General features: G+C 72.7%; 16 protein-coding genes and 2 pseudogenes. 15 read left to right on the forward strand and 3 right to left on the reverse strand.

The window, feature by feature from the left end; genetic code table 11:
* Window positions 1-13: 13 nt before the first annotated feature.
* The 6 genes from NP075_RS01010 to NP075_RS01035 are packed head-to-tail and all read left to right on the forward strand — an operon-like array spanning window position 14 to window position 8,239.
* Window positions 14-1,468 (forward strand): pyridoxal phosphate-dependent decarboxylase family protein, encoded by a 1,455-nt coding sequence (locus NP075_RS01010; RefSeq protein WP_227563846.1) that lies wholly within the window; start codon window positions 14-16, stop codon window positions 1,466-1,468.
* Window positions 1,465-2,823, forward strand: coding sequence for a lysine N(6)-hydroxylase/L-ornithine N(5)-oxygenase family protein (locus NP075_RS01015; protein WP_227563847.1), 1,359 nt, complete (start codon window positions 1,465-1,467; stop codon window positions 2,821-2,823). Before NP075_RS01010 ends, NP075_RS01015 begins: the two co-directional genes overlap by 4 nt.
* Window positions 2,820-3,449 carry a GNAT family N-acetyltransferase gene (locus NP075_RS01020; RefSeq protein WP_227563848.1) on the forward strand — a complete coding sequence of 210 codons (630 nt, stop codon included), beginning with the start codon at window positions 2,820-2,822 and terminating at the stop codon, window positions 3,447-3,449. Before NP075_RS01015 ends, NP075_RS01020 begins: the two co-directional genes overlap by 4 nt.
* Window positions 3,446-5,389: an IucA/IucC family protein gene (locus NP075_RS01025; RefSeq protein ID WP_227563849.1), complete on the forward strand. Its 1,944-nt coding sequence runs from the start codon at window positions 3,446-3,448 to the stop codon at window positions 5,387-5,389. Before NP075_RS01020 ends, NP075_RS01025 begins: the two co-directional genes overlap by 4 nt.
* Window position 5,390: 1 nt before the next feature.
* On the forward strand, window positions 5,391-7,577 hold the full coding sequence (locus NP075_RS01030; RefSeq protein WP_227563850.1) for a penicillin acylase family protein: 2,187 nt from the start codon (window positions 5,391-5,393) through the stop codon (window positions 7,575-7,577).
* On the forward strand, window positions 7,574-8,239 hold the full coding sequence (locus tag NP075_RS01035) for a GNAT family N-acetyltransferase (RefSeq protein WP_256791368.1): 666 nt from the start codon (window positions 7,574-7,576) through the stop codon (window positions 8,237-8,239). Before NP075_RS01030 ends, NP075_RS01035 begins: the two co-directional genes overlap by 4 nt.
* A gap of 53 nt (window positions 8,240-8,292) precedes the next feature.
* Here NP075_RS01035 and NP075_RS01040 read toward each other — a convergent pair whose 3' ends face one another.
* Together NP075_RS01040 and NP075_RS01045 are read right to left on the reverse strand one after the other, a co-directional pair.
* On the reverse strand, window positions 8,293-8,955 hold the full coding sequence (locus NP075_RS01040) for a response regulator (RefSeq protein WP_227563860.1): 663 nt from the start codon (window positions 8,953-8,955) through the stop codon (window positions 8,293-8,295).
* Window positions 8,952-10,232: a sensor histidine kinase gene (locus tag NP075_RS01045; protein WP_227563861.1), complete on the reverse strand. Its 1,281-nt coding sequence runs from the start codon at window positions 10,230-10,232 to the stop codon at window positions 8,952-8,954. The genes NP075_RS01040 and NP075_RS01045 overlap by 4 nt, the downstream gene beginning before the upstream one ends.
* A gap of 160 nt (window positions 10,233-10,392) precedes the next feature.
* Between NP075_RS01045 and NP075_RS01050 the strand changes: the two genes are divergently transcribed.
* Both NP075_RS01050 and NP075_RS01055 read left to right on the forward strand, forming a co-directional pair.
* The gene (locus NP075_RS01050) at window positions 10,393-11,121 is read left to right on the forward strand and encodes an ABC transporter ATP-binding protein (RefSeq protein ID WP_227563862.1); all 729 of its coding nucleotides are present in this window, start codon (window positions 10,393-10,395) and stop codon (window positions 11,119-11,121) included.
* On the forward strand, window positions 11,118-11,993 hold the full coding sequence (locus tag NP075_RS01055; protein ID WP_227563863.1) for an ABC transporter permease: 876 nt from the start codon (window positions 11,118-11,120) through the stop codon (window positions 11,991-11,993). The genes NP075_RS01050 and NP075_RS01055 overlap by 4 nt, the downstream gene beginning before the upstream one ends.
* A gap of 105 nt (window positions 11,994-12,098) precedes the next feature.
* Here NP075_RS01055 and NP075_RS01060 read toward each other — a convergent pair whose 3' ends face one another.
* Complete coding sequence (locus NP075_RS01060; RefSeq protein WP_227563864.1) at window positions 12,099-14,405, reverse strand: (Fe-S)-binding protein; 2,307 nt, start codon at window positions 14,403-14,405, stop codon at window positions 12,099-12,101.
* A gap of 183 nt (window positions 14,406-14,588) precedes the next feature.
* On the opposite strand from NP075_RS01060, the pseudogene NP075_RS19110 reads away from it, so the two are divergent.
* The 7 genes and pseudogenes from NP075_RS19110 to NP075_RS01090 form a co-directional block, all read left to right on the forward strand.
* Window positions 14,589-14,765: pseudogene (locus NP075_RS19110) on the forward strand (IS3-like element ISAar45 family transposase); the annotation flags it as partial.
* A gap of 68 nt (window positions 14,766-14,833) precedes the next feature.
* Window positions 14,834-15,045: pseudogene (locus NP075_RS19115) on the forward strand (IS3-like element ISAar45 family transposase); the annotation flags it as partial.
* A 417-nt stretch (window positions 15,046-15,462) separates the two neighbouring features.
* Window positions 15,463-21,522: an RHS repeat-associated core domain-containing protein gene (locus tag NP075_RS01070; RefSeq protein ID WP_256791374.1), complete on the forward strand. Its 6,060-nt coding sequence runs from the start codon at window positions 15,463-15,465 to the stop codon at window positions 21,520-21,522.
* A 6-nt stretch (window positions 21,523-21,528) separates the two neighbouring features.
* Window positions 21,529-21,927, forward strand: coding sequence for a hypothetical protein (locus NP075_RS01075; RefSeq protein ID WP_227564648.1), 399 nt, complete (start codon window positions 21,529-21,531; stop codon window positions 21,925-21,927).
* Between the two features lie 480 nt (window positions 21,928-22,407).
* A complete protein-coding gene (locus NP075_RS01080) occupies window positions 22,408-23,253 on the forward strand; it encodes an RHS repeat-associated core domain-containing protein (protein ID WP_489146114.1) in 846 nt (281 codons plus the stop codon).
* A 174-nt stretch (window positions 23,254-23,427) separates the two neighbouring features.
* Window positions 23,428-23,784 carry a hypothetical protein gene (locus NP075_RS01085; RefSeq protein ID WP_227564650.1) on the forward strand — a complete coding sequence of 119 codons (357 nt, stop codon included), beginning with the start codon at window positions 23,428-23,430 and terminating at the stop codon, window positions 23,782-23,784.
* Window positions 23,785-23,805: 21 nt separating this feature from the next.
* Complete coding sequence (locus NP075_RS01090; RefSeq protein ID WP_227564651.1) at window positions 23,806-24,030, forward strand: hypothetical protein; 225 nt, start codon at window positions 23,806-23,808, stop codon at window positions 24,028-24,030.
* The last annotated feature ends 292 nt before the right edge of the window (window positions 24,031-24,322 follow it).

A 24,322-nucleotide genomic window follows, 5' to 3' on the forward strand; every position in this document is an offset into this window, starting at 1 on the left:
GGGAGTACGACGCGTGCCCGAGCTGCTGTCCGCCGCGAGCGCCGACGCCTACGTCGACGCGCTGCGCGGCACCGTCGACCGGGTCGCGACCCGGTTCCGCACCACCACCCAGCCGTTCTCCGGCGCGAGCCGGGAGCACCTGCAGGCGCTCGTCGACGCGGTCGACCTCGACGGCCCCGGCTGCGGCACGCCCGCGGCGCTGCGGGAGGTCGACGAGCTGTTCGCGCAGCACGCCGTGTGGTTCCACGACCCCGCGTACACCGCCCACCTCAACTGCCCGGTCGCGCTGCCGGCCGTCGCGGCCGAGGCCGTGCTCGCGGCGGTCAACCCGAGCGTCGACACGTACGACCAGTCGACGGTCGGCACGCTCATGGAGCGCCGGCTCGTGGCGTGGACGGCGGGACGCGTCGGGTTCGTCGCCGGGGGCGGGGTCTTCACGTCGGGCGGGACGCAGTCGAACCTGCAGGCGCTGCTGGTCGCCCGCGAGCACGCCCTCGCGACGCGGCCCGGGGCGGTTCTTGCGGACCTCGTCGTCCTCGCGACCGCGTCCAGCCACTTCTCGGTGCAGCGGTCCGCGCGCCTCCTGGGTCTCGCGCCCGACGCGGTCCGCCTCGTGCCCGTCGACGAGCGCGGCCGCATGCGCCCCGACGCCCTGGCGATCGCGCTGCGGCACGTCGAGCGCGACGGCCGCCACCCCATGGCCGTCGTCGCCACCGCGGGCACCACCGACCGCGGCTGCGTCGACCCCCTCGCTGCCGTCGCGGACGCCTGCGACGCCGCCGACGTGTGGCTCCACGTCGACGCCGCGTACGGGTGCGGGCTGCTCGTCAGCCGTACGTGCCGGCACCTGCTCGACGGCGTCGAGCGCGCCCGCTCGGTGACCGTCGACTTCCACAAGGCGTTCTTCCAGCCTGTGTCGTCCTCCGCGCTGCTCGTGCGGCACGCGGCGGACCTGCGGCTCGTCGCGCACCACAACGACTACCTCAACCCTGCGGGCGAGGACGAGCCGAACCAGGTCGACGTGTCGCTGCAGACCACCCGCCGGTTCGACGCCCTCAAGCTGTGGGCGACGCTGCGCGCCCTCGGCCCGGACCGGCTGGGGGAGATGGTCGACGCGACCATCTCCCTGGCGGCCGCCGTGCACGACGTCGTCGACGCCGACCCCGACCTGCGGCTGCTGTCGCCCACCGACCTGTCGACCGTGCTGTTCCGCTACCAGCCCGCCGGGCTCGACGACGCCCGCGCGGACGCCCTGGTCGGGCGCGTGCGGCGCGTCCTGTTCGACTCGGGCCGCGCGCTCGTCGCCCGCACCACGCTCGACGGCCGCCCGTGCCTCAAGCTCACGCTGCTCAACCCCGCGACCACGGTCGACGACGTCCGCGGCGTGCTGGACCTCGTGCGGCAGACCGCCGCCGCGCTCCTCGAGGGCGAGGAGCTGCTCCGCCAGGACGAGGCGGTGGCCCGGTGACCGCGCGCGCGACCGTCCGTCCCGACGCCCCCGTGCACGACGTCGTCGGCGTCGGCATCGGCCCGTTCAACCTGGGCCTGGCCGCGCTCGCGGACCCGCTCGATCTCGACACCGTCTTCCTCGACCGCGCCCCGGAGTTCCGCTGGCACCCCGGCATGATGCTCGACGGTGCGACCATCCAGGTGCCGTTCCTCGCGGACCTCGTGACGATGGCCGACCCCACCAGCCCGTACTCGTTCCTCGCGTGGCTCAAGGCCACGGGGCGGCTGTACCCGTTCTACATCCGCGAGAGCTTCTACCCGCTGCGGGCGGAGTACGACGCGTACTGCCGCTGGGTCGCGCAGCAGCTCACGAGCCTGCGCTGGGGCCGCGACGTGACGGCGGTCGAGGTCGACCCGCACGACGACGACCTCTACGTCGTGCACGCCCGTACCGCGGACGGCGTCGAGCAGTACCGCACGCGGCACGTCGTCCTGGGAGTCGGCACCCAGCCCGTGGTGCCGGCCGCGCTGCGAGGGCTCGACGGGCCTGTCGTCCACTCGTCGCAGTACCTGCCGCACCGCGACCGGCTGCGCGCCGCCGGGTCGGTGACGGTCGTCGGGTCCGGCCAGTCGGCTGCCGAGATCTACCGCGACCTGCTCGACGCGACCGGCCCCGGCGGTCCGCGCCTGGACTGGGTGACGCGCTCGCCGCGGTTCTTCCCGATGGAGTACACGAAGCTGACGCTGGAGATGACGTCGCCGGAGTACACGGACCACTTCCACGCCCTGCCCACGGCCCTGCGCGACCGCCTGGCGCGCGAGCAGCGCGGCCTGTCCAAGGGCATCAGTGCTTCCCTCGTCGACGACATCTACGACACCCTCTACCGCATGAGCGCCGCCGGGCCCGTGCCGACGACCCTGCTGACCGACACCGAGGTGCGCGAGGCGGTGTGGGACGGTGAGCGCTACTTGCTGCGGCTGCACCACGCGCAGCTCGGCGTCGAGCACGAGCGCACGACCGAGGCGCTGGTGCTGGCCACGGGCTACGCCGCCCGCACGCCCGCCGCGCTCGCGCCCATCGCCGAGCGCCTCGACCACGACGAGCACGGGCGCCTGGCGGTCGGGCGGGACTACTCCGTCGACGGCGGCCGCCGCCGCGTGTTCGTCCAGAACGGCGAGGAGCACACGCACGGCGTCACCGCGCCGGACCTGGGCTTCGGTGCGTGGCGGTCGTCCACGATCCTCGCCGCGGTGTGCGGCCGGGAGGTGTACCCGCGCGAGCAGCGCATCGCGTTCCAGGAGTTCGGGATGCCGACGGACGGCGCACCGGCGCCCGCCGGGACGGTCGCGCTCGCGGGCGGGGTGGCGCGGTGACCACGTGGCGGTCCATGCAGACCGAGCCGCTGTCGGCGCAGACGGTCCGCGACGAGGCGTGGAAGCGCATCGGGCCCGTGCGGCTCGACCGCGTCGTGCCCGAGCGCGACTCGCTGGTGCTGCACCACTGGCTGACGCACCCCGCGTCGGCGTTCTGGCGCATGACCGACCTCGGGCTCGACGACGTCCTGGCCTACGAGCAGCGCCTCGCCGCCTCGACGGACGAGCACGCCTGGATCGGCCGCGTCGCGGGCCGTCCCACGTTCATGGTCGAGACGTACGACCCGGCGCGCGTGCTGCTCAAGGGCCTGTATCGGGCACGCGCGGGCGACGTCGGGATGCACCTGCTCGTCGCACCGCCGCAGGGCGCGCCCCTGCACGGCCTCACCGACGCCGTCATGGCCGCGACCCTGCGGTTCTGCTTCGGCACGCTGCGCGCGCAGCGCGTCGTCGTCGAGCCCGACGTGCGCAACACCGCCATCGCCGCCAAGAACGCCGCCGCGGGCTTCCGCGTGGTGCGCGAGATCGAGCTGCCCGGCAAGCGCGCGGCGCTGTCCGTGTGCACGCGCGAGGACTTCGCGACCAGCCGGCTCGGCGCCGCCACGACCCACCAGGAGCACCGGTGACGCTCACCGACCTTCCCGTCGCGCCGCCCGCGGCGCCGCACCCCGCGGACGGGCCCACCCACCGTCCGCCGCACCCCGCGGACCACCTGACGCCCGAGCACCTGGAGGCGGCCCAGCGGCACCTCGTCACCAAGGCCCTCGCGGAGCTCGCGCACGAGCGGCTCCTGGCCCCGGCGCTCGACCGCGCGGCCACCGCAGGCCCGCAGGGCGAACGGGCGTACGTCCTCGCGCTCGACCCCCCCGGCGGCCGCACGGTGTACCGGTTCCGCGCCCGCCGCCTGGCCCTCGAGCACTGGGCGGTCGACGGCGCGACCGTGACCCGGGAGGTCGCCGGGCGACCCGCGCCGCTCGACGTGCTGGACCTGGTGCTCGAGCTGCAGCCCTTGCTGGGCATCGACGACGACCTGCTCGCCGTGTACCTGGAGGAGCTGTCCGCGACGCTCGCGAGCAACGCGTACCGGCGTGCGCACGGCGGCCCGACCAGCGCCGACCTGCTGCACGCCGACCTGGCGACCGTCGAGCAGGCCATGACCGAGGGGCACCCGTCGTTCGTGGCGAACAACGGGCGGATCGGCTTCGGCGTCGCCGAGCACGACGCCTACGCCCCCGAGGCGGGCCGGCCCGTGCGCCTGGTGTGGCTCGCCGCGCGGCGCGCGCTCAGCCACGTCGCCACCGGCGCGGGGCTCACGGAGGACGCGCTGTACCGGCACGAGCTCGACGCCCCCACCCGCGCGCGGTTCGAGGGGCGGCTGCGGGACCTGGGCCTCGACCCCGCCGACTACCGGTACCTGCCCGTGCACCCGTGGCAGTGGGAGCACCGCGTGGCCGTGACGTTCGCCCCCGACGTCGCGCGCCGCGACCTCGTCCTGCTGGGGGAGTCCGACGACACCTACCGCGCGCAGCAGTCGATCCGCACGTTCCTCAACGTCGACCGCCCGGACCGGCACTACGTGAAGACGGCCCTCGCGATCCAGAACATGGGGTTCCTGCGCGGGCTGTCACCGGCGTACATGCGCGCGACGCCCGCGATCAACGACTGGGTCGCGGACCTCGTGGACACCGACCCCGAGCTCGTCGGGTGCGGCGTCCGCGTCCTGCGCGAGCGCGCGTCCGTCGGGTACACGGGCGACGTCTACCACCGCACGCCGCGCCCCAACGCGCACCGCAAGATGCTCGCGGCGCTGTGGCGCGAGCAGCCGTTCGCGTACCTCGCCCCCGGGCAGCGCGCGACGACGATGGCCGCGCTGCTGCACCGGGACGCCGCGGGCGACGCGTTCGCGACGGTCGCCGTCCGCGCGTCCGGGCTCGACCCGGCCGACTGGCTGCGCGCCTACCTGCGCGTCTACCTGCGCCCGCTCGTGCACTGCCTGCGCGCCCACGACCTGGCGTTCATGCCGCACGGCGAGAACGTGCTGCTCGTGTGGCAGGACCACGTGCCCGTCGGCGCGCTGCTCAAGGACATCGGCGAGGAGGTCGCGGTGCTGTCCGACCGGCCCCTGCCGGCCGCGGTGCAGCGCATCCGCGCCGTCGTCGACGACGACGAGAAGGCGCTGGCGATCTTCACGGACGTGCTCGACGGCGTGCTGCGGCACCTCGCCGCGGTGCTCGTCACCGACGGCGTGCTCACCGAGGGCACGTTCTGGGGTGTCGTCGCCGAGACGATCGACGCCCATGCCGCGGACCACCCCGACCTGGCGTCGGGCGTCGACCTGCGCGCCTCGCGGTTCGCGCACTCCTGCCTCAACCGGCTGCAGCTGCGCAACACGCTGCAGATGGTCGACCTGGCCGACCAGTCGTCGTCGCTCATCTACGCCGGGACGCTCGCCAACCCGGTCGCGCGCGGCGCCGTCGCCGGGCAGGACGACGACCGGACGGGTGGCGCGGGCGGGCCGACCGCCGAGGCACCGGCCGCGGCGCGCGCGACCCGCGAGACTGCCTGACGTGACGTTCGAGGTCTTCCGCGACGCGTGGGGCGTGCCGCACGTCCGCGCGTCCGACGAGCTCGCGCTCGCGTACGGCCAGGGCTGGGTGACGGCCCGCGACCGCACGTGGCAGGTGCAGACGGACCGGTGGCGCGCCGAGGCCCGGCTGGCGGAGCACATCGGTGACGGCGGCATCGCGTGGGACGTCGTCGCGCACCGCCTGGGGCTGCCGGGTCTGGCGCAGCGTGCGTACGCCGCGCTCGGCGACGACGACCGGGCGTGGGTCGACGCGTACACCGCCGGGGTCGACGCTGGGCTCGCGTCGGCACCGCGGCCGGTCGAGGTCGACGAGCTCGACCGCGTGCTCGGCGGCAGCACGCCGGACGACCCGTGGCCGGCGTGGGCGCCGCTCGGGATCTTCCTCGCCGACCACGCGCTGTTCTCGACGTTCCCGCGGGTGCTGTGGCACGACCACGTCGTGCGGGCCGCGCGGTACGCGCCGAACACCGGGCTCGCCGACGTCGACCCGCCCGACCTCGTGCGGCTCTTCGACCCGGCGTCCGACGGGCCGACCAGCGGCTCCAACGCCTGGGCCCTGCACGGCTCGCGCACGGACTCCGGGGCGCCGCTGCTCGCGGGCGACCCGCACCGCGTCCTCGAGCTGCCCGGCCCCTACCAGCAGATCCGTCTGGCGTGCCCGGAGTACGACGTGCTCGGTCTGGCGTTCCCCGGCGTCCCCGGGCTGCCGCACTTCGGCCACACCGGGGACGCCGCGTGGGGCATCACCAACGCCGTCGCGCACGCCACCGAGGTGTACCGCGAGTTGCTGCTGACCCGCGACGACGGCCGCTGGGAGGCGATCGGCCCGCAGGGCGTGGAGCCCGTCGCCTCCCGCGCCGTGCAGGTGCGGGTGCGCGGCGGGGAGCCGCTGACGGTCGACGTCCTGGAGACCGCCCGGGGGCCCGTCGTGGTGCGGGGCATGCCGCCGGGACGTCCCGTCGACCAGGACGGCGTCGTCACCGGGGCCCTGCCGCGCGCCGGGCTCGAGGAGGCGCGGTCCGTGCGGCTGCAGGCGCAGGTCGACGCCGACCTCGGGTTCGCGTGCTTGCGTCCGTTGCTGCGCGCCCGCACCGCGCACGACGTCGCCGCCGCGCTCGCGGGCTGGGTCGACCCCGTCAACCGCGTCCTGGCCGCCGACTCGGCCGGGATGGTGCTGACGTTCGACGCGGGCCGCGTGGCCGACCGCGCCCCGGACGACCGCCTGCTGTCGCTGCACGCGTGGGACCCCACGCACGCCCCGCGCCCGTGGCGCGTCCTGGCCGCGCCGCGCGAGGTCACGGACGTCGCCGTCGACGCGAACGAGCGACCGGCCGCCGCGGAGCGTGACCACGGCAGCGTCCACGCACCGGACCGCGCGGCGCGCATCGCGCACCTGCTCGCGGGACGCCCCCTGTGGCGCATCGACGACCTGGGCGACGTCCACGGCGACACGCACTGGGCGGGCGCCGGACGGCTGCTGCGGTACGCCGCCGACCTCGACGGCCTGAGCCCTGCGGCCGCCGCGGTCCGGGACCGGCTGCTCGCGTGGGACCTGCACCTGGACGCGGACTCCGCCGAGGCGGCCCTGCTCGCCGACCTGCGCGCCGCCCTGGTCGCGCGTCTCGTCGAGGAGCCCGCCCTCCGCGCGCTCGACGTTCCGCACCACGCCGGCCCCGCGTTCGACGCGTGGTTCGGCCTGCGGGGGCGCGTGGGCGCGGCCCTGACCGCACTCCTCGGCCGCGCCGACCTCGGGATCGACGGGCCCGCGCACGTGCGGGCCGCGCTGGAGGAGGTCGCCGCCCGCGCGGACGGCGGGACCTGGGGCGCCCGGCACACTGTCCTCCCGGCGCACGTGCTGGCCGACGTCCCGGGCACGACCGTGCCGTCCGTGCCCGCGCTGCCGCTCGGCGGCGACCAGGACACCGTGCGGTGCACCGGGTCGGTGCCGGGCGTGACGGACCGTGCGTTCCGCGGGTCGGTCGCACGGTGGGTGTGGGACCTGGGCGACCGGTCGCGCAGCCGCTGGGGCGTGCCGTTCGGCAGCAGCGGCGACCCGCGCAGCCCGCACTTCGCGGACCAGCACCCGACCTGGGCGGCGGCGGGCACCGTCGAGGTGGTCACCGACTGGGCGCTGCTGACGCCCGAGCGGGCGGTGGTGGGGGAGTGAAGGACGTCGGCCTGACGGCGCGGTGGGCCGGCCTGCCCGGCGGGACGGTCGTCGACGAGCGCACCGTCGACGGCCTCGGCCGCCTGACGACCACCGTGCTCGACCTCGACGCCGACGTGCCGACGCTGCACGCGTGGTGCACGGCCCGCGGCACGGCGTTCTGGGGCCTGGCCGACCTCGGCGTCGACGAGCTGCGGGCCACCTACGCGGGGGTCGCCACGGTCGACCACCACCACGCCCTGCTCGTGCGGGCCGACGGGACGCCCGTCGCGCTGGTGCAGGCGTACGAGCCCGCGCACGACCCGGTGGGCGACGTCTACGACGTGCGGGCCGGTGACCTGGGCATGCACGTGCTCGTCGGCGCGCGGCCGCCGCAGGTCCGCCCGGGCACGGCCTACGCGCACCGGCTCGTGCCCGCCGTCGCGCAGGTGCTCGCGGACGCGACCGGTGCGACGCGGGTCGTCGGCGAGCCCGACGCGCGCAACGCGGCGATGCTGCGCGTGGCCGAGCGCTCGGGCGCCGTCCTCGGCCCCGAGGTCGACCTGCCGACCAAGCGCGCCCGCCTGACCTTCTGGCACCCGGACCCCTGCCCACCCCCCACCGCCGAGCGCGGTACTCGACCGCCGAGCGCGGGGGAAACGAGTACCGCGCTCGACGGCTGAGTACCGCGCTCGGCGGGCGGGTGCCGCTCGGCGGGCGGGTGCCGCCCGCGCGGTCAGCGGCCCAGGAGACCCAGGTCCAGCGCGCGCAGCACCGCGCGCGTCCGGTCCCGGACGCCCAGCTTGAGCAGGACCGCGGACACGTGGTTCTTCACCGTGCCGGACGCGAGGTGCAGCGTCTCGGCGATCTCTCGGTTCGACCAGCCCGCGGCCAGCAGGCGCAGGACGTCCAGCTCGCGCGCGGTGAGCGGCTCGGGCCGGTCCGCGCCCTCGACGCCGGCGCCGTCCAGCAGGGCGGGCCGGTCCAGCAGCGCGCGCAGCAGCCGGTCGCTGACGGCGGGCTGCCACAGCCGCTCGCCGGCGGCGACCCGGCGCACGGCGTCGACGAGCTGGTCGAGCGTGACGTCCTTGAGCAGGTAGCCGCGCGCTCCGCCGCCCAGCGCACGGGCGACGAGCGCGTCGTCGTCGAACGTGGTCAGGACGAGCACCGGAGTGGGGTCGTCCGCCGCCCGCAGGGCCTCGAGCACGGCGATGCCGTCACGGCGCGGCATCTGCAGGTCGAGCAGCAGCACGTCGGGGCGGTGCTCGGCGACGAGCGCGAGCGCGTCGTCGCCGTCCGCGCCCTCGGCGACGACGTCGACGGCGTCGGTCAGCGCCAGCAGGCCGCGGATGCCCTGCCGCACGAGCGTCTGGTCGTCGACGACCACGACGCGGATCATGCCGGCACCCGCGCGGTCACCCGGAACCCGCGGCCCGGGCCGGGATCCACGGCCAGCGTGCCACCGAGCGCGGTGACGCGCTCGCGCATGCCCCGCAGCCCGTGCCCGGGCGCCCACGCCACGGCGCCGGGCCCGTCGTCGTGCACGTCGACCTCCACGACGTCGCCGTCCCGGCGCACACGCACCGCCAGCCGGGTCGCGGCGGGCGCGTGCCGCAGCGCGTTCGTCGCCGCCTCCTGGACGCACCGCACGACGGCGACGAGGCGCTCGTCGTCGAGGCCGAGCCCGGCCTCGACGTCGAGGTCCACGTCGAGCCCCGGCAGTGCCAGCACGCCCTCCAGCGCGGACTCCAGCCCACCGGGCGCGCCCCGCAGCTCCCCGACGACGGCGCGCACGTCGCGCAGCAGGTCCTTCGCGACGTTCCGGGCCCGGGCCACGTGGGGGCCCGCCTCCGCGTCAGCGGCCGCCCGGTGCGACGCGATCTCCAGCTCGAGGGCCAGCGCGGTGAGCTGGTGGCCGACGACGTCGTGCAGGTCGCGGGCGATGCGCAGGCGCTCGGCGTCGCGGCCCGCGGCCGTGAGCAGCGCGGTCGTGGCGCGCAGGTCGGCGTGCGCGGCGGCCAGGTCCGCGTGCGCGGCGGCGAGCGCGGCGTGCGCGGCGTCCGCCTCCCTGCGGGCCTGCGCCTCGCGCGTGGCCGTGCGCACCGACATCACCGCGAACACCTGGAACGCGGTGTAGATCGCGACCGTGAACGGGATCCCGACCATCCCGCGCCCCTCCAACGCCGCCCCGACGGCCGTGACGACCGCCTGCAGGGTGACGACGGCGACCGCGCCGCGCGTGCCGAAGGTGACGGTCGCGGACACGGCCGTGACGACGAACAGCACCGACGTCCAGTCCGTCCCCGGCTCCGCCAACCACGCCACCGAGCCGGCGACCACCTCCACCACGACCAGGACCTGCGCGGGCGGTGCCCGCCGCACGCGCACGAGCTCGGCGTCGATCGCGAACGTGACGACGTAGAGCGCGAAGGCGGCCCACCAGACCACGCGTCCGGGCACCGCCCCACCGGGCGCGGCGACCTCGGTGACGAGCCGCGCCAGGCCGATGACGAGGACGGCGACCATGCCGGCGCCGGCGCCGAACCGCTGGACCGGCCGGCGCGCGGTCGGGGCGTCCGGGTCCGGCGCCCCACCCGTCGCGGCGTCGAGGCCGACCGGCCGGTCGGGCGAGGGCGCCCCTGTCGTGCCGGTCGCCTGCCTGCGGGGGACGTCCACGGCACGACGGTAACCCGGGCCCGTCGACGGCCGGGAGTGCCGGAGGTCATGGTCCGGATCGATGACCGACGGCACGTCCGCGGCGGGGTCCGTCGTCCCTAGCGTCGACCGAGACGCAGCGCACCCGGCCGGGGTGGGCGGACGAGGGAAGGGGCGGGCCGTGACCGCGGTGCTGGAGCTGACGGACGTGCACAAGGGGTACGGGGGTGTCGCGGCGCTCGACGGCCTCGACCTGCGCGTCGACGAGGGGGAGCTGGTCGCGCTGCTCGGGCCGAACGGCGCGGGCAAGACGACGACGTTCGAGCTGCTGCTCGACCTGGTGCGCCCGACGCGGGGAACCGTCCGCGTGCTGGGCGCGGCGCCGGGTGCGCGCCGCGGCCGGGTCGGCGCGATGCTGCAGGGCGCGGGGCTGCCGGAGCAGGTGACCGTGCGTGAGCTCGTCGGGCTGGTCGGGCGGGCGTACCCGCGTGCCCACGCCACGGACGACGTGCTGGAGCGCACGCGCCTGGGCCGGCACGCCGGGAAGGTCGTCACCGCGCTGTCCGGTGGCGAGCGCCAGCGGCTGCTGCTCGCGCTCGCGCTCGTCGGCGCCCCCGACCTGCTGCTGCTGGACGAGCCGACCGCCGCGATGGACGTCGCGTCGCGTCGCTCCTTCTGGGAGCGGGCGCGCGAGGCCGTGGCCGACGGCGGCACCGTCGTCTTCGCGACGCACGACCTGACCGAGGCGCAGGCCGTCGCTGACCGCGTCGTCGTCCTCGCCGACGGGCGCGTGCGCGCCGACGCGACGCCGGACGACCTGACCCGCCACGGGCGCGACGACCTCGAGCAGGTCTTCCTCACCCTCACCCAGGAGCGCTCGAGCGCAGGACCGGACGGAGACGACTCATGAGCACCGCACCCCGCACGCCCACGTCCCCGGGGGGGACCCCGGCCGCGTCCCGAACAGGTGGCACCGCGCCACGGGACACCGGCGGACGCACCGGCCTGGTGGCCCGCACCGCCGTGGTGCAGCTGCGCGCGTCGTTCCGCAACGCCGAGTTCGCGGTCGGCGCCGTGGCCGTCCCCGTGCTGCTGTACGCGATGTTCGGGCTGCCGAACGCGTCGTCGCAGCTGCCGGGCGGCACCCGCATCGGACTGGCGATGCTCGTGTCGCTCACCGCGTACGGCGTCGTCTCGCTCGCGCTGTTCACGTTCGGGGAGAACGTGGCCAAGGACCGGGGCCGCGGCTGGCTGCGGACCCTGCGGGCGACGCCGTTCCCCACGGCGGCGTACCTGGGCGGCACGTCCCTGACCGCGGCGGTGCACGCGCTGCTCATCGTGGCCGGCACGGGTCTGCTGGCGGCGCTGGCCGGCGGCGTGCGGCTCGACGTGGGCCGGTGGGCGGCGTTCGCGGGGATCATGACGGCCGGCGTGCTGGTGTTCAGCACCCTCGGCTTCGCGATCGCCTACCTCGCGCGGCCGCGCGCGGCCACCGTCATGGCGAACCTGCTGTTCCTGCCGCTGGCGTTCGCGTCGGGGTTCTTCTTCCCGCTGTCGGAGCTGCCGGCCGTCATCGGGGACGTCGCGCCCTACCTGCCGACCTTCCACTTCGGGCAGCTCGCGTACCGGGCCGTCATGCCGGCGTCCGACGTCGCGGCGTTCACCGGTGCGGCCACGCAGCCCGTCGCGCTGCACGTCGCGTGGGTGGTGGGCAGCGCGGTGCTGCTGGGCGCGGTCGCCCTGCTGGCGGCGCGCCGCGAGGCGGTCACCCGCCGCGGCTGAACCGGCCCGCCCTCGACGTCGCCGAGCGCGGTACCCGACCATCGAGCGCGGTACCTGGTGGTACCGCGCTCGGCCGTCGAGTACGGCGCTCCGCGGGTGCCGCCGTCAGGTGCGGTCGGCGAGGCGGTCGCGGAGGAGGACCGCGATGTCGGCGACCTCGGGGACGCCCACTTGTGCAGACGCAGGGACCGCCGCGGGCCGGCGCGGGCCGGCGGGCTCCTGGGTGCCGGTCGCCGCCGCGCCGGGTGCCGGGCGGGTGCCGTGGTCGACGGGCGTGGTCCCGTCCGCGGGACCGGCCGTGTCACCCGACGCCCGTGCGTGCGCCGCGACCCCGTCGCTGAGCATGACCGTGCAGAACGGGCACGCGGTGGCGATCGCGCCCGCTCCCGTCGCGACGGCCTCGGCCGCGCGGACGGTCCCGATGCGCTCGCCGATCGTCTCCTCCATCCACATGCGCGCACCGCCCGCGCCGCAGCAGAAGGACGTCTCCCGGTTGCGGGGCATCTCGGCGAGGGTGACGCCCGCGGCGGCGAGCAGCTCGCGTGGCGGCTCGTACACCTGGTTGTGCCGGCCCAGGTAGCAGGGGTCGTGGTAGGTCACGGTGGTGCCCGTGCCGTCGTCGCCGGTGCCGGGGGCGAACCGCAGGCGCCCCTCGCCGACCAGACGGTCCAGCAGCTGCGTGTGGTGGACGACGTCGAACCGTCCGCCCATCGCGGGGTACTCGCGCGACAGGGTGTTGAAGCAGTGGGCGCACGTCACGACGATCCGCTGCGCGCCCACCTCGTTCAGCGTCTCGACGTTCTGCGCGGCCAGCGTCTGGTAGAGCAGCTCGTTGCCGGCACGGCGGGCGGGGTCGCCCGTGCAGGTCTCGCCGTCGCCGAGCACGGCGAACGTGACGCCCGCGGCGTGCAGCAGCTCGGCGACCGCGCGCGTCGTCTTCCTGGCGCGGTCCTCGAACGCCCCGGCGCAGCCCACCCAGAACAGCCAGTCGACGTCGGCGGCGGACTCGACGTCCACCCCGACGACCGGCACGTCGAACTCCAGGCCCTTCGCCCAGTCGAGGCGCTGGCGCGCGGGCAGGCCCCACGGGTTGCCGCGCCGCTCCATCTTGGTGAACGTACCGCCGAGCTCCGCGGGGAACGCGGACTCCATGAGCGTCTGGTAGCGGCGGATGTCGACGATCGTGTCGACGTGCTCGATGTCCACGGGGCACTGCTGCACGCAGGCGCCGCACGTCGTGCACGCCCACAGGACGTCGGGGTCGATGACGCCCGACGCGACAAGGTCGACGCCGAGGTGCGGGTCGGCGACGGCCTCGTCGGAGGCTCCCGCCGCACGGGCCGCCCGGACGTACGGGGCGGTGGCGGCCGCCTGGTCCCGCAGCGCGAGCGTCAGCAGCTTGGGGCTCAGGGGCTTGCCGGTCGCCCACGCCGGGCACTGGTCCTGGCAGCGGCCGCACTCGGTGCAGGTCGCGACGTCGAGCAGGCCCTTCCAGGGCAGGTCCTCGACGGCGCCGACGCCCAGCCGGGCGTCGTCGGGGAGGTCCTCGACCGCCGTGAGGTCGAGCGGCTCACCGGTCGCGTCGCGCAGCGGCGTGAGGGGACCCAGGGCCGTCGTGCCGTCCGCGTTCCGCTGGGCGTACACGTTGGGGAACGCCAGGAACCGGTGCCACGCGACGCCCATCGTCGGCAGCAGGCCCACGACGACGAACCAGGCCATCGAGACCAGGATCTTCACGAGGGCGACGACGAGGACCGCGGTCTCGAGCGTCGCCGGCGCGACGCCCACCCACGAGGCCCCGAACCACGCGGTGAGCGGGAAGTGCACGGCCGTCGCCCACGTCTCGCCGTCCTGGACGCCGAGGGCGTACTCGAGCCCGCGCAGCGCCAGCACGGCCAGCACGACGAGCAGCACCGTCGCCTCGACCACGTACGCCCACGCCTGGTTGGACCCGAAGAACCGCGACCGGCGCTGCGCCGGGTCCGGCTGGCTGTCGCGCGGCCGGACCCGCTGACGCAGCACGATCAGGTACCCGATGCCCAGCAGCCCGAGCCACGCGAACGCCTCGACCGCCCACTCCATCGGCGGCCAGTGGCCCAGCAGCGGCAGGCCGTACCGCGGGTCCACGAGCTGCCCGTACCCGGTCAGCAGTGTCACGACCAGCACGGGGAACGACACCATGACGACCCAGTGGGCGACGCGGACGACCGGCCGCTGCTGGAACCGGCCGTGGCCCAGCACCTCCCGGACGAGCGTCGCCAGCCGCGGGCCGACCGGCGCCCAGCGCCCGGGCAGCGGCCGCCCGATGCGCACGGTCCGCACGATGACCACCACGCCGCGGACGAACGCGACCACCCCGACCACCGTCGCCACCGCCGCCAGGACGACCGCGACCACCTGCGCTCCGCTCACCGGCCCAACCTAGCCGTCGTGGCGGCCGCGGCACGGGGTCGTTCCGCCGCTGCTGCATGCGGTCCGCCGATTCGCAGCGACGAGCGCGCTGCGCCGATTGAGTGGACTGGAGGACCGGCAGACTGACGCGACAACCGGGGGCGGTCGGTGTTCGGAATGACGCGTGCGAGGAACGGCAAGAAGGCCGGCTCATCGGCCCATGACGACCTCGTCGTGCGCCACTTCAGGCCGACGCACAGAACCGGCTGTGGCTCTGGGACATCACCGAGCACGCCACGAGCGAGGGCAAGGTGTACCTCTGCGCGATCGAGGACGTGTTCGCCAACCGGATCGTCGGATACTCGATCAGCGACCGGATGACGTCCCAGATCGCTGCGGATGCCCTGTTCAGCGCCGTGCAGCGGCGTCGCGACGTGACCTGATGCGTGATGCACTCGGACCGACGCCGCCACTTTCGCAGCCGGAAGGAGACCCGCGTCCTGGCTCGCCACGACCTGGTCGGGTCGATGGGCCAGTCGGTTCCGCGGGCGACAACGCCGCGATGGAGAGCTTCCTCTCCCTGCTGCAGAAGAACGTCCTGACCCGGCGCCGCTGGTCCACCCGCGAGGACCTGCGGATCGCGATCATCACCTGGACCGAGAGGCATCCACCGCCGCCTCCAGTACCGGCCCGGACGGCTGAACTAATCGAGTTCGGGACCATCACGAGCACTCAAGGCGTATCCGGCACCTGAGACCGACTGTCACCTATCCGTGCAGCAGACCCATGCTCTGTTTGGGGGAATTGCTCGGGTCTAGCATGCGCGGGGGTCACGAATGGCACCCGGCGTGCCGACAGACGGATCGTGCGATCCGGACATCACCGTCCCCTGCAGGTCTGGGCGCGGCTTCTCGCGGCAGCGCTGGCTACAGCTGTTGCTGTCACGAGCGCCGCCGTCAGCTCATCCGCCACAGCGCCGGCAACGGCTGTGGCCGTAGCCGCGACGCCAACTCGCACTGCTGAGTCGCCAGCAACGGCTCTCCCGCCGACGGTCGTCACTATCGAGGCAGATCGCGCGGTGGTCAGCGCTGGTGAGGTCGCGACTCTGACTGCGGCAGTTGATCAGCCGCTCGAGGCGACGGGCAGCAGGATCGACTTCTGGAACACGACGCTCGGCGCATCTGTCGGCTACTGCTCGATCGGCACTACTTGCCGTGTCCAGGTTCAGGTCCGCACAGGTGCCGAACATGTGTTCGTGGCGCGAACGGGTTCCCTCGTCTCGGCGCCGGTCAGCGTGGCGCGTCGACCCTGGTCGGTGTCGTTGAGCGTGGACAAGACGGTCTTCGCCGCCGGCGAGCAGGTCCGGCTGACAGCGGCACCCAACCAGGACCCGCGCAAGACCGATTACACCTACGCGCTGTACTTCGCCGACCAGACCACCGGTCGGATCATCGAGTCCTGCGAGGTCTGGTCCAACGACCCGCTCTTCGCCACCGACAACAGCTGCTCGTTCTCGACGAAGTTCCTGACCGGTGACGCGCACACCTATCGCGCCTACATCGCCAAGCGCGACACAACCGTGGCTAACGGGGGCCTGATCACCGCCCTGACCGATATCCAAGCCGTCAGCAACGACGTCAGTGCTGCCCGTCAGCCCTGGTCGGTGTCGTTGAGCGCGGACAAGACGGTCTTCGCCGCCGGCGAGCAGGTCCGGCTGACAGCGGCACCCAACCAGGACCCGCGCAAGACCGATTACACCTACGCGCTGTACTTCGCCGACCAGACCACCGGTCGGATCATCGAGTCCTGCGAGGTCTGGTCCAACGACCCGCTCTTCGCCACCGACAACAGCTGCGCCTTCTCGACGAAGTTCCTGACCGGTGACGCGCACACCTATCGCGCCTACATCGCCAAGCGCGACACAACCGTGGCTAACGGCGGCCTGATCACCGCACTAGCTGACATCCAGGCCGAGTCCAACGACGTGGTTCTCGAGCGTGATGCCTGGTCGGTGTCGTTGAGCGCGGACAAGACGGTCTTCGCCGCCGGCGAGCAGGTCCGGCTGACAGCGGCACCCAACCAGGACCCGCGCAAGACCGATTACACCTACGCGCTGTACTTCGCCGACCAGACCACCGGTCGGATCATCGAGTCCTGCGAGGTCTGGTCCAACGACCCGCTCTTCGCCACCGACAACAGCTGCTCGTTCTCGACGAAGTTCCTGACCGGTGACGCGCACACCTATCGCGCCTACATCGCCAAGCGCGACACAACCGTGGCTAACGGGGCCCTGATCACCGCCCTGACCGATATCCAAGCCGTCAGCAACGACGTCAGTGCTGCCCGTCAGCCCTGGTCGGTGTCGTTGAGCGCGGACAAGACGGTCTTCGCCGCCGGCGAGCAGGTCCGGCTGACAGCGGCACCCAACCAGGACCCGCGCAAGACCGATTACACCTACGCGCTGTACTTCGCCGACCAGACCACCGGTCGGATCATCGAGTCCTGCGAGGTCTGGTCCAACGACCCGCTCTTCGCCACCGACAACAGCTGCTCGTTCTCGACGAAGTTCCTGACCGGTGACGCGCACACCTATCGCGCCTACATCGCCAAGCGCGACACAACCGTGGCTAACGGGGGCCTGATCACCGCCCTGACCGATATCCAAGCCGTCAGCAACGACGTCAGTGCTGCCCGTCAGCCCTGGTCGGTGTCGTTGAGCGCGGACAAGACGGTCTTCGCCGCCGGCGAGCAGGTCCGGCTGACAGCGGCACCCAACCAGGACCCGCGCAAGACCGATTACACCTACGCGCTGTACTTCGCCGACCAGACCACCGGTCGGATCATCGAGTCCTGCGAGGTCTGGTCCAACGACCCGCTCTTCGCCACCGACAACAGCTGCTCGTTCTCGTTCCCCGCCCCCGCCGGCGCATCTCATGTGTACCGCGCCTACGTCGCCAAGCGCGACACAACCGTGGCTAACGGCGGCCTGATCACCGCCCTGACCGATATCCAAGCCGTCAGCAATGGCTTCTCCGCGCCGAATGCGGGCGGTCCCACGCTGCCGGGTGAGACACGGGGCGGCTCCAATCCGTCCCAGGACTGCAGTCAGCGCTGCCACGGTGACCCGGTGAACTCGGTCACCGGTGAGTTCTGGGAGACCGCGGCCGACCTCGAGGTGCCGGACTCGGGCCCGGGCCTGTCCTGGTCGCGGTCGTTCGCCACAACCCGCGCTGGCACCGCCGGCTCTCTTGGCTTCGGCTGGTCCACCAACTACGACGTCCGACTGACGTCGCAGGGGGGCAGTGGCCTGTCGTCGGCTTCGTGGATCGAGGTCGTCCAGGAGAACGGCTCGACGACGACGTTCACCTCGGACGGTGTCGGGGGGTTCACGGCTCCTCTGCGTGTGTTCGCCACGCTCGAGCGGCTGGAGAACGGCACGTACCGCTTCGTGCGTCGCGGCAGCCAGGTCTTCCTCTTCGACCAGTCCGGCAGGCTCACCCGCGTCGAGGACCGCAACGGCAACGGTGTGGACGTCGCCTACGACGACACCGGGCGGTTGCACCAGCTCAGCGACGACGACGGCCGCAGCCTGACGATCACCTGGTCCGGTTCGCGGATCGACGGGGTGACCGACAGCACCGGACGCGTCGTCTCCTACACGTACTCCGATGCCGGTGACCTGACGCGGGTGAAGCTGCCTGACGGCTCGGTGAAGGGGTACTCCTACGACACCTCGCACCGGGTCGTGTCCCTGACTCACCCCGACGGCGGCATCACACGCAACGAGTACGACTCCTCGAGCAGGGTGGTCGCACAGAAGGATCCGCTCGGCCGGGTCACGACATTCGCGTACGCGGCCGGTCAAACGACGGTCACCGACCCGTCGGGCATGGTGACGATCGAGAAGTACACCGACGGGCAGGTGACCTCGGAGACGAAGGGCGCCGGCACGCGGCTGGCGGCGACGACGACGTTCACGTACGGGCCGACGAACCAGGTCGAGGTGACGACCGACCCGCTGGGGCGGGTCACGCGGTTCACCTACGACGGCCGCGGCAACCGGACCTCGGTGACTGATCCGCTGGGGCGCACCTCGACCACGACGTACGACGCGTTCAACAACCCGCTGGTGGTGATGAACGCCGAGGGGGAGTCGACGACGTTCGCGTACGACGAGCGGGGGAACCTGCTGTCGATGACGGACCCGACGGGCGCCGTGACGGCGTTCACGGTCAACCAGGACGGCACGGTCGCGACGGCGACCGACCCGCTGGGTCGGGTCACGACGTACGCGTACGACGCCCATGGCTTCGTCGCGTCGGTCACCGGGCCGGACGGGGCGGTGGTGACCACGGTGCACGACACCCTCGGCCGGCTTACCGCCACGACCGACCCGCGCGGCACCGCACCGGGCGCTGACGACGACGACTTCACCTCGACGTTCACCTACGACGCCGCCGGCCGGCGCCTGACCGCGACCGACCCGGTGGGCGCGGTCGTCGCCTCGGCGTACGACGCCGCCGGCCGTCCCGTGAGCATGACCGACGCGGCTGGGGCGACCACGACGAGTGAGTACGACCTGGCTGGGCAGGTCACGGCGGTCGTCGACGCGACGGGTGCCCGCACGGCGTTCACCTACGACGGTGCCGGCCGTGTCACCGCAGTGACCGACCCCAGCGGTGCGACCACGACAACGACCTACGACCAGCTCGGGCGCCCCACGGCGGTCACCGATGCGCTCGGTCGGGTCTCGCGCAGCGAGTACGACGCCGGCAACCGGGTCACCGCCACGGTGTCCCCGTCGGGCAAGCGCACGACGTACACCTACGACGCCGCCGACCAGCTGCTGACCGTGACCGACCCCCTCGGGAAGGTCACCACCACGACGTACGACCGGGCTGGCCGCCCGGTCACGGTGACCGACGCGGACGGGCGCGCGGTCACCACCAGCTACGACCGCGCCGGGCGGCCGGTCAAGGTGCTGCGCGCCGATGGCAGCGCCCTGCGGTGGGAGTACGACGCCGCCGGCAAGGTCACAGCGACGATCGACGCTGCCGGTGCTCGCACCACCTACACCTATGACGCGGCAGGCAGACGTGCGACGGCCACGGACACCGCCGGACGGACCACGACCTTCGGGTACGACCCCGCCGGGTTGCTGACCACGTTGACCCAGGCCGACGGTGCGGTCACGACCTACACCTACGACGCGGCGGGTCGACGCACCGGCACGGACTACTCCGACGCGACGCCGGACGCGTCCACCGTCTACGACGTCGCCGGTCGCCCGGCGCGCGTCACCGATGCCACGGGGACCACCACGTACGACTACGACGTCCTGGGCCGGGTCCTCGAGGTCGCCAACGGCGCCACCTCCGTCGGGTACGCGTGGGACGCCCTGGGCCGGCTGACCGAGCTGACCTACCCGACCGGGCAGGCGGTGCAGCGGGAGTACGACGCCGTCGGGCAGCTGACCACCGTGACCGACTGGGCCGACCGCGAGTACACCTACACGTACGACGTTGACGGGCTGACCGAGCAGATCGCCTACCCCAACGGCGTGACCACCGGGTTCGACCGTGACGACAACGGCCAGACCATGGCCGTGACCACCACCGGTAACGGGATCGACCTGCTCGAGCTGGCCTACGGGTACACCGATGCCGGGCTGCTGGCCGACCAGGGCACCACCCGCTCGACGCAGTCCCGCGCCCCACCGACCACCCCGAGCACCAGCAGCACGTACGCGTGGGACGACCTGGCCCGGATCTCCCAGATCACCGGGGACCACGCCGGCACGTTCGACTTCGACGCCGCCGGCTCGGTGACCGCCCTGGCCGACGGCCGCACCCTGACCTACGACACGGCCCGGCAGCTCACGACCCTGCTCACACCCACGACCACGCCCGACGCAGTCCCCGTCACCACCGGCTACACCTACGACGGTCGCGGCAACCGCGCCACGGCCACCACCGACACCGGCCCGACCGCCGGCACCGTCACCCACGCCTACAACCAGGCCAACCAGCTGACGTCGATCACCGGCGCCGACAGCAGCACCACGACGTACACGTACGCGGCCACCGGCCTGCGAGCCACTGCCACCACCGGCGCGACGACCGAGCAGTACACCTGGGACACCCTGGCCGGAATCCCGCTGCTGCTCACCGACGCGACCTTCGCCTACGTCTACGGCAACGGCAGCGTCCCCCTGGCCCAGGTCGACCTGACCGACGGCGGCATCGACTACCTGCACACCGACACCCTCGGGTCGGTCCGCAGCACGACCGACGCGACCGGTGCGGTGACCTCGGATGCCGACTACGACCCGTACGGCCGGCCCGAGGCACCCACCTCCGACCCGACCGCCCAGGTCACTCGCTTCGGGTACGCCGGGGAGTACACCGACCCCACCGGATACCTGTACCTGCGCGCCCGCTACTACGACCCCGAGTCGGCGCAGTTCCTCACCCGCGACCCCCTCGAAGCCACCACCGGCAACCCGTACGGCTACACCGATGGGAACCCGTTGCAGTTCACCGACCCGTTAGGTCTGGACTGGCTGCAGAACGTTTCAGACTTTGCTGCTGCATTCGGTGACCGAGTGAGTTTCGGCGGGACTCGATGGGTTCGCGAGCAGTTGGGTGTGGACGGTGTCGTCAACTATTGCTCTACTGCATACAATTCGGGCGGCTATGGGGGGGCAGCCGTGGAAGTCGCCCTCGCATTAACCGGGATCGGAGGTCTCGCCAAGGGGGCTGTCGGCGGCATCAAGAACGCCGTCCAACTGTCCGCGCGCCAAGCGGACACAGCCGTAGGAACGGCCGTCGTTCGTTACGACGCGAACTTCGCCCTAGGGCAGCTCACCGCAAATGGTCGCGCAACGGCATCTCAGCTCGACGACTTTGGCGCGGCACAGGGGTGGGTGCGCACCCAGACTGCTACTGGTCCCGTCAAGTTCGTTGACGAGAACGGGGTCGTGAGGCTAACCATCAAGGGTGGCAGCGACCGGGCTCCTGGTAGCGCACTCCCGCATGTCGAAATGCGTAATGCATCTGGCCAGCGAGTAGACTCGCTCGGTACCCCCGTTACGAGGAAGAGCCCGGGCAACCACACCCCCATCACGTGGGATTGGTGAGATCTAATGAGCAACTACTGGAACATGGAGGCTCTCAGCGACCTCTACCTGGAGGACAGTTGGATTCTTGATATTGTCGCACGGCCCGGCCTTCTTGAGTTCGCGGTGGAGTTCGTGCTGCGAGACTCGCACCCGCTGTACCAGCCACCTATGCAGGGAGAGAGGCACTCCTATCGGCCCGGGGCTCTGCGCTTCTTAGACGTTCGATCGCTCAGCTGGACGCACCAGGGAGAGATCTCTCCGGCCACGGATGCCACCGGTGAGCGCGACTATGGTTCGATCGACTCATGGGAACAATCGACTGACACCCACACGCTCATAGGCGATTTTGGCCACATCGTGGTAGTTGCATCCGCACCTTTGGTCGAATATCAAGATGGCGACACACTGTCCGCGGCATTCTGAGTGCAGGACCGGTATTGCTCAATACAGGCTTTGCACGGCGTCGCTCAGCGCAGCGTCGTCGGGTCAAGTAGCCATCTGACGCGATAGACGATGGTCTCCGGTGCAAGATTCTGGGTACCCCCAGGCCTTGTCCCTCAGAGAAGCGCTCAGGCCCGCGTAGGTCTCGAGCACGGGCTGCGCCCCACACTCGGGATTGATCGCGACCGGTCGACGACCACTCGGGCTGTGTCCGCATGAGCCGCGCCGTTGACGTCGTCGGGCGTGAGCAGCGCGTCCCGGATCCGCCAGCTCGGTACAGGTGCCGTGCACCAAGAACCGGGCGTGCCGTGACTGCTGGCCGGCGGCCGCGCCCCGTCGGCCGCCTGGGCGGGCGCATCAACTGGCGGATGCCCGCGGCCTACGCCCTCGTGACCTGCCCGCCGAAAGCTGCACCGTACGGCAGTATCCCCGCACTGGGACAGCCTCGCCGGGGTCCCGCTGCTGCTCACCGACGCGACCTTCGCGTACGTCTACGGCAACGGCAGCGTCCCCCTGGCCCAGGTCGACCTGACCGACGGCGGCATCGACTACCTGCACACCGACACCCTCGGGTCGGTCCGCAGCACGACCGACGCGACCGGTGCGGTGACCTCGGATGCCGACTACGACCCGTACGGCCGGCCCGAGGCACCCACCTCCGACCCGACCGCCCAGGTCACTCGCTTCGGGTACGCCGGGGAGTACACCGACCCCACCGGCTACGTCTACCTGCGCGCCCGATACTACGACCCCACCAGCGCGCAGTTCCTCACCCGCGACCCCCTCGAGGCCACCACCGCCAACCCCTACGGCTACACCGACGGCAACCCCCTGCAGCACACCGACCCACTCGGGCTGGACTGGCTCCAGGACGCCGGTGACTGGAGCGCCGCCTTCGGCGACACGATCACGCTCGGCGCCACCAAGTGGGTCAGAGGCAAGCTGGGCGTCGACGACGCCGTCAACTACTGCTCCACGTTCTACACCTGGGGCGGCGTGGGTGGTGGCATTGCTTCCGTTGCCCCGGTGGGCGCGGCTAGCCTCGGCCTTGGCCGAGCCGTCAGCTGGGTCGCAGGTAGGAGCCCTGCGATCGCAGCGGGTCTCGGACGTGCCGGCGCCGTGGCGACGGCAGGGATGAACCGCATCGCAACCGCTGTTTCCGCGCGAGTCGGCACCGCGCTGGCTTATGAGGCTGATCGCGGGGCTGTCGCGCTCGGACGTGCCAGGGCTCTCGGAGACGACGTGGTGCTCGCGCGGGGTGGTGCGACACCGCCGATCGCTTTGCTGGTGGCTCAGGCGTCCATGTGAACGCTCAGGGGAACCTGTCCGGAGTCTCCGTTTCTTCGGGTAGTTCGATTCGTGAAGCAACACGAGGAATACCGCACAATCAGGTGGGAGTGACGACAGTTGGAGATGTGCGCGCCGCGGGGGGTAGCGTTGTTGCCGACCCGACTCGCGCGAACCCGAATCACTGCCTCGTGAGTGGCTGCAGCGCAGAAACCCTCGAACGCCTGTTCAGGCCAACAATCAAGAACCCTGGAAGTGCACGTGGACATAACTGAAGCCAAGCTGGTGTGGCTGCAAAATCTGTCGGATCGCTGCGATCCGCCCCCGTGGTCTGCAATGGTTGAGGGTCGGGACCATGTGGCAGGCGAGAGTTTTATCATGGTGGGCGGAGAAGGAGATCGCGGTGAGGATATCTACGTCATTCGTGACAGTGGCCCTGCAGGCGCCTCGTATTTGGACCTGATCGCCGCTTCTCGCACCTATCTGCCCGCCTTGATTGCAGAGGTTCGCAGGCTACGCGCGGCGCTCGAGTGGTCCGAGTCTGACAGTTGAGGCAGTGATGGTCATTCCCGGGTGAAGGCGTCCGGCGCGTCACGTCTGCACTCGGAGACCGTCAGCGCCGTCGGCGGGCGCGGAGTCGACGTCCGGGTGGTGCCCGAGCGGGGCGAGGTCTGCGTCGACATCGTCGTCGCGACCACCTCGCAGGCGCACGGTGCCGTGTACACGGTGGGGGACGTCGACGACCGGCCGTGGGTCCTCGAGCAGATGCGAGAGCACGGCCACCTCGTGCGGGGCTGAGGGTGGCGGACGGGCAGCGCCCTCCCCGCCGAGCGGTGCACCGGCCGGCAGCATCCCCGCACCGGAGATCGCCACTGTGCCGCCGTCGCGGGGCGCACCCGTCCGACCTGCCCGTTTCGCGGCGTGACATGGGCCACGTCGGGGCCGCGGGCGGGGTCCTCGACAGGGGGCACGCCGTGCCGTTGATAACATCAACGGGTCCCCCGCACCCCTCACGACGCGCCTGACCAGCGCCGCCCTGCGCCTGCCGGACGAGCTGGTCGCCCCGCGCCGTGGGTGGTCGCACCTCTCC

Origin of the sequence: Cellulomonas wangsupingiae (assembly GCF_024508275.1) — a bacterium.
GTDB classification, from domain to species: Bacteria; Actinomycetota; Actinomycetes; order Actinomycetales; family Cellulomonadaceae; genus Cellulomonas; species Cellulomonas wangsupingiae.

What these genes read in the sequence shown, in the direction of transcription:
- NP075_RS01040 (WP_227563860.1), bottom strand. Translation starts at nt 8,955, where the DNA reads ATGATCCGCGTCGTGGTCGTCGACGACCAGACGCTCGTGCGGCAGGGC.
- NP075_RS01055 (WP_227563863.1), top strand. Translation starts at nt 11,118, where the DNA reads ATGAGCACCGCACCCCGCACGCCCACGTCCCCGGGGGGGACCCCGGCC.
- NP075_RS01075 (WP_227564648.1), top strand. Translation starts at nt 21,529, where the DNA reads ATGAGCAACTACTGGAACATGGAGGCTCTCAGCGACCTCTACCTGGAG.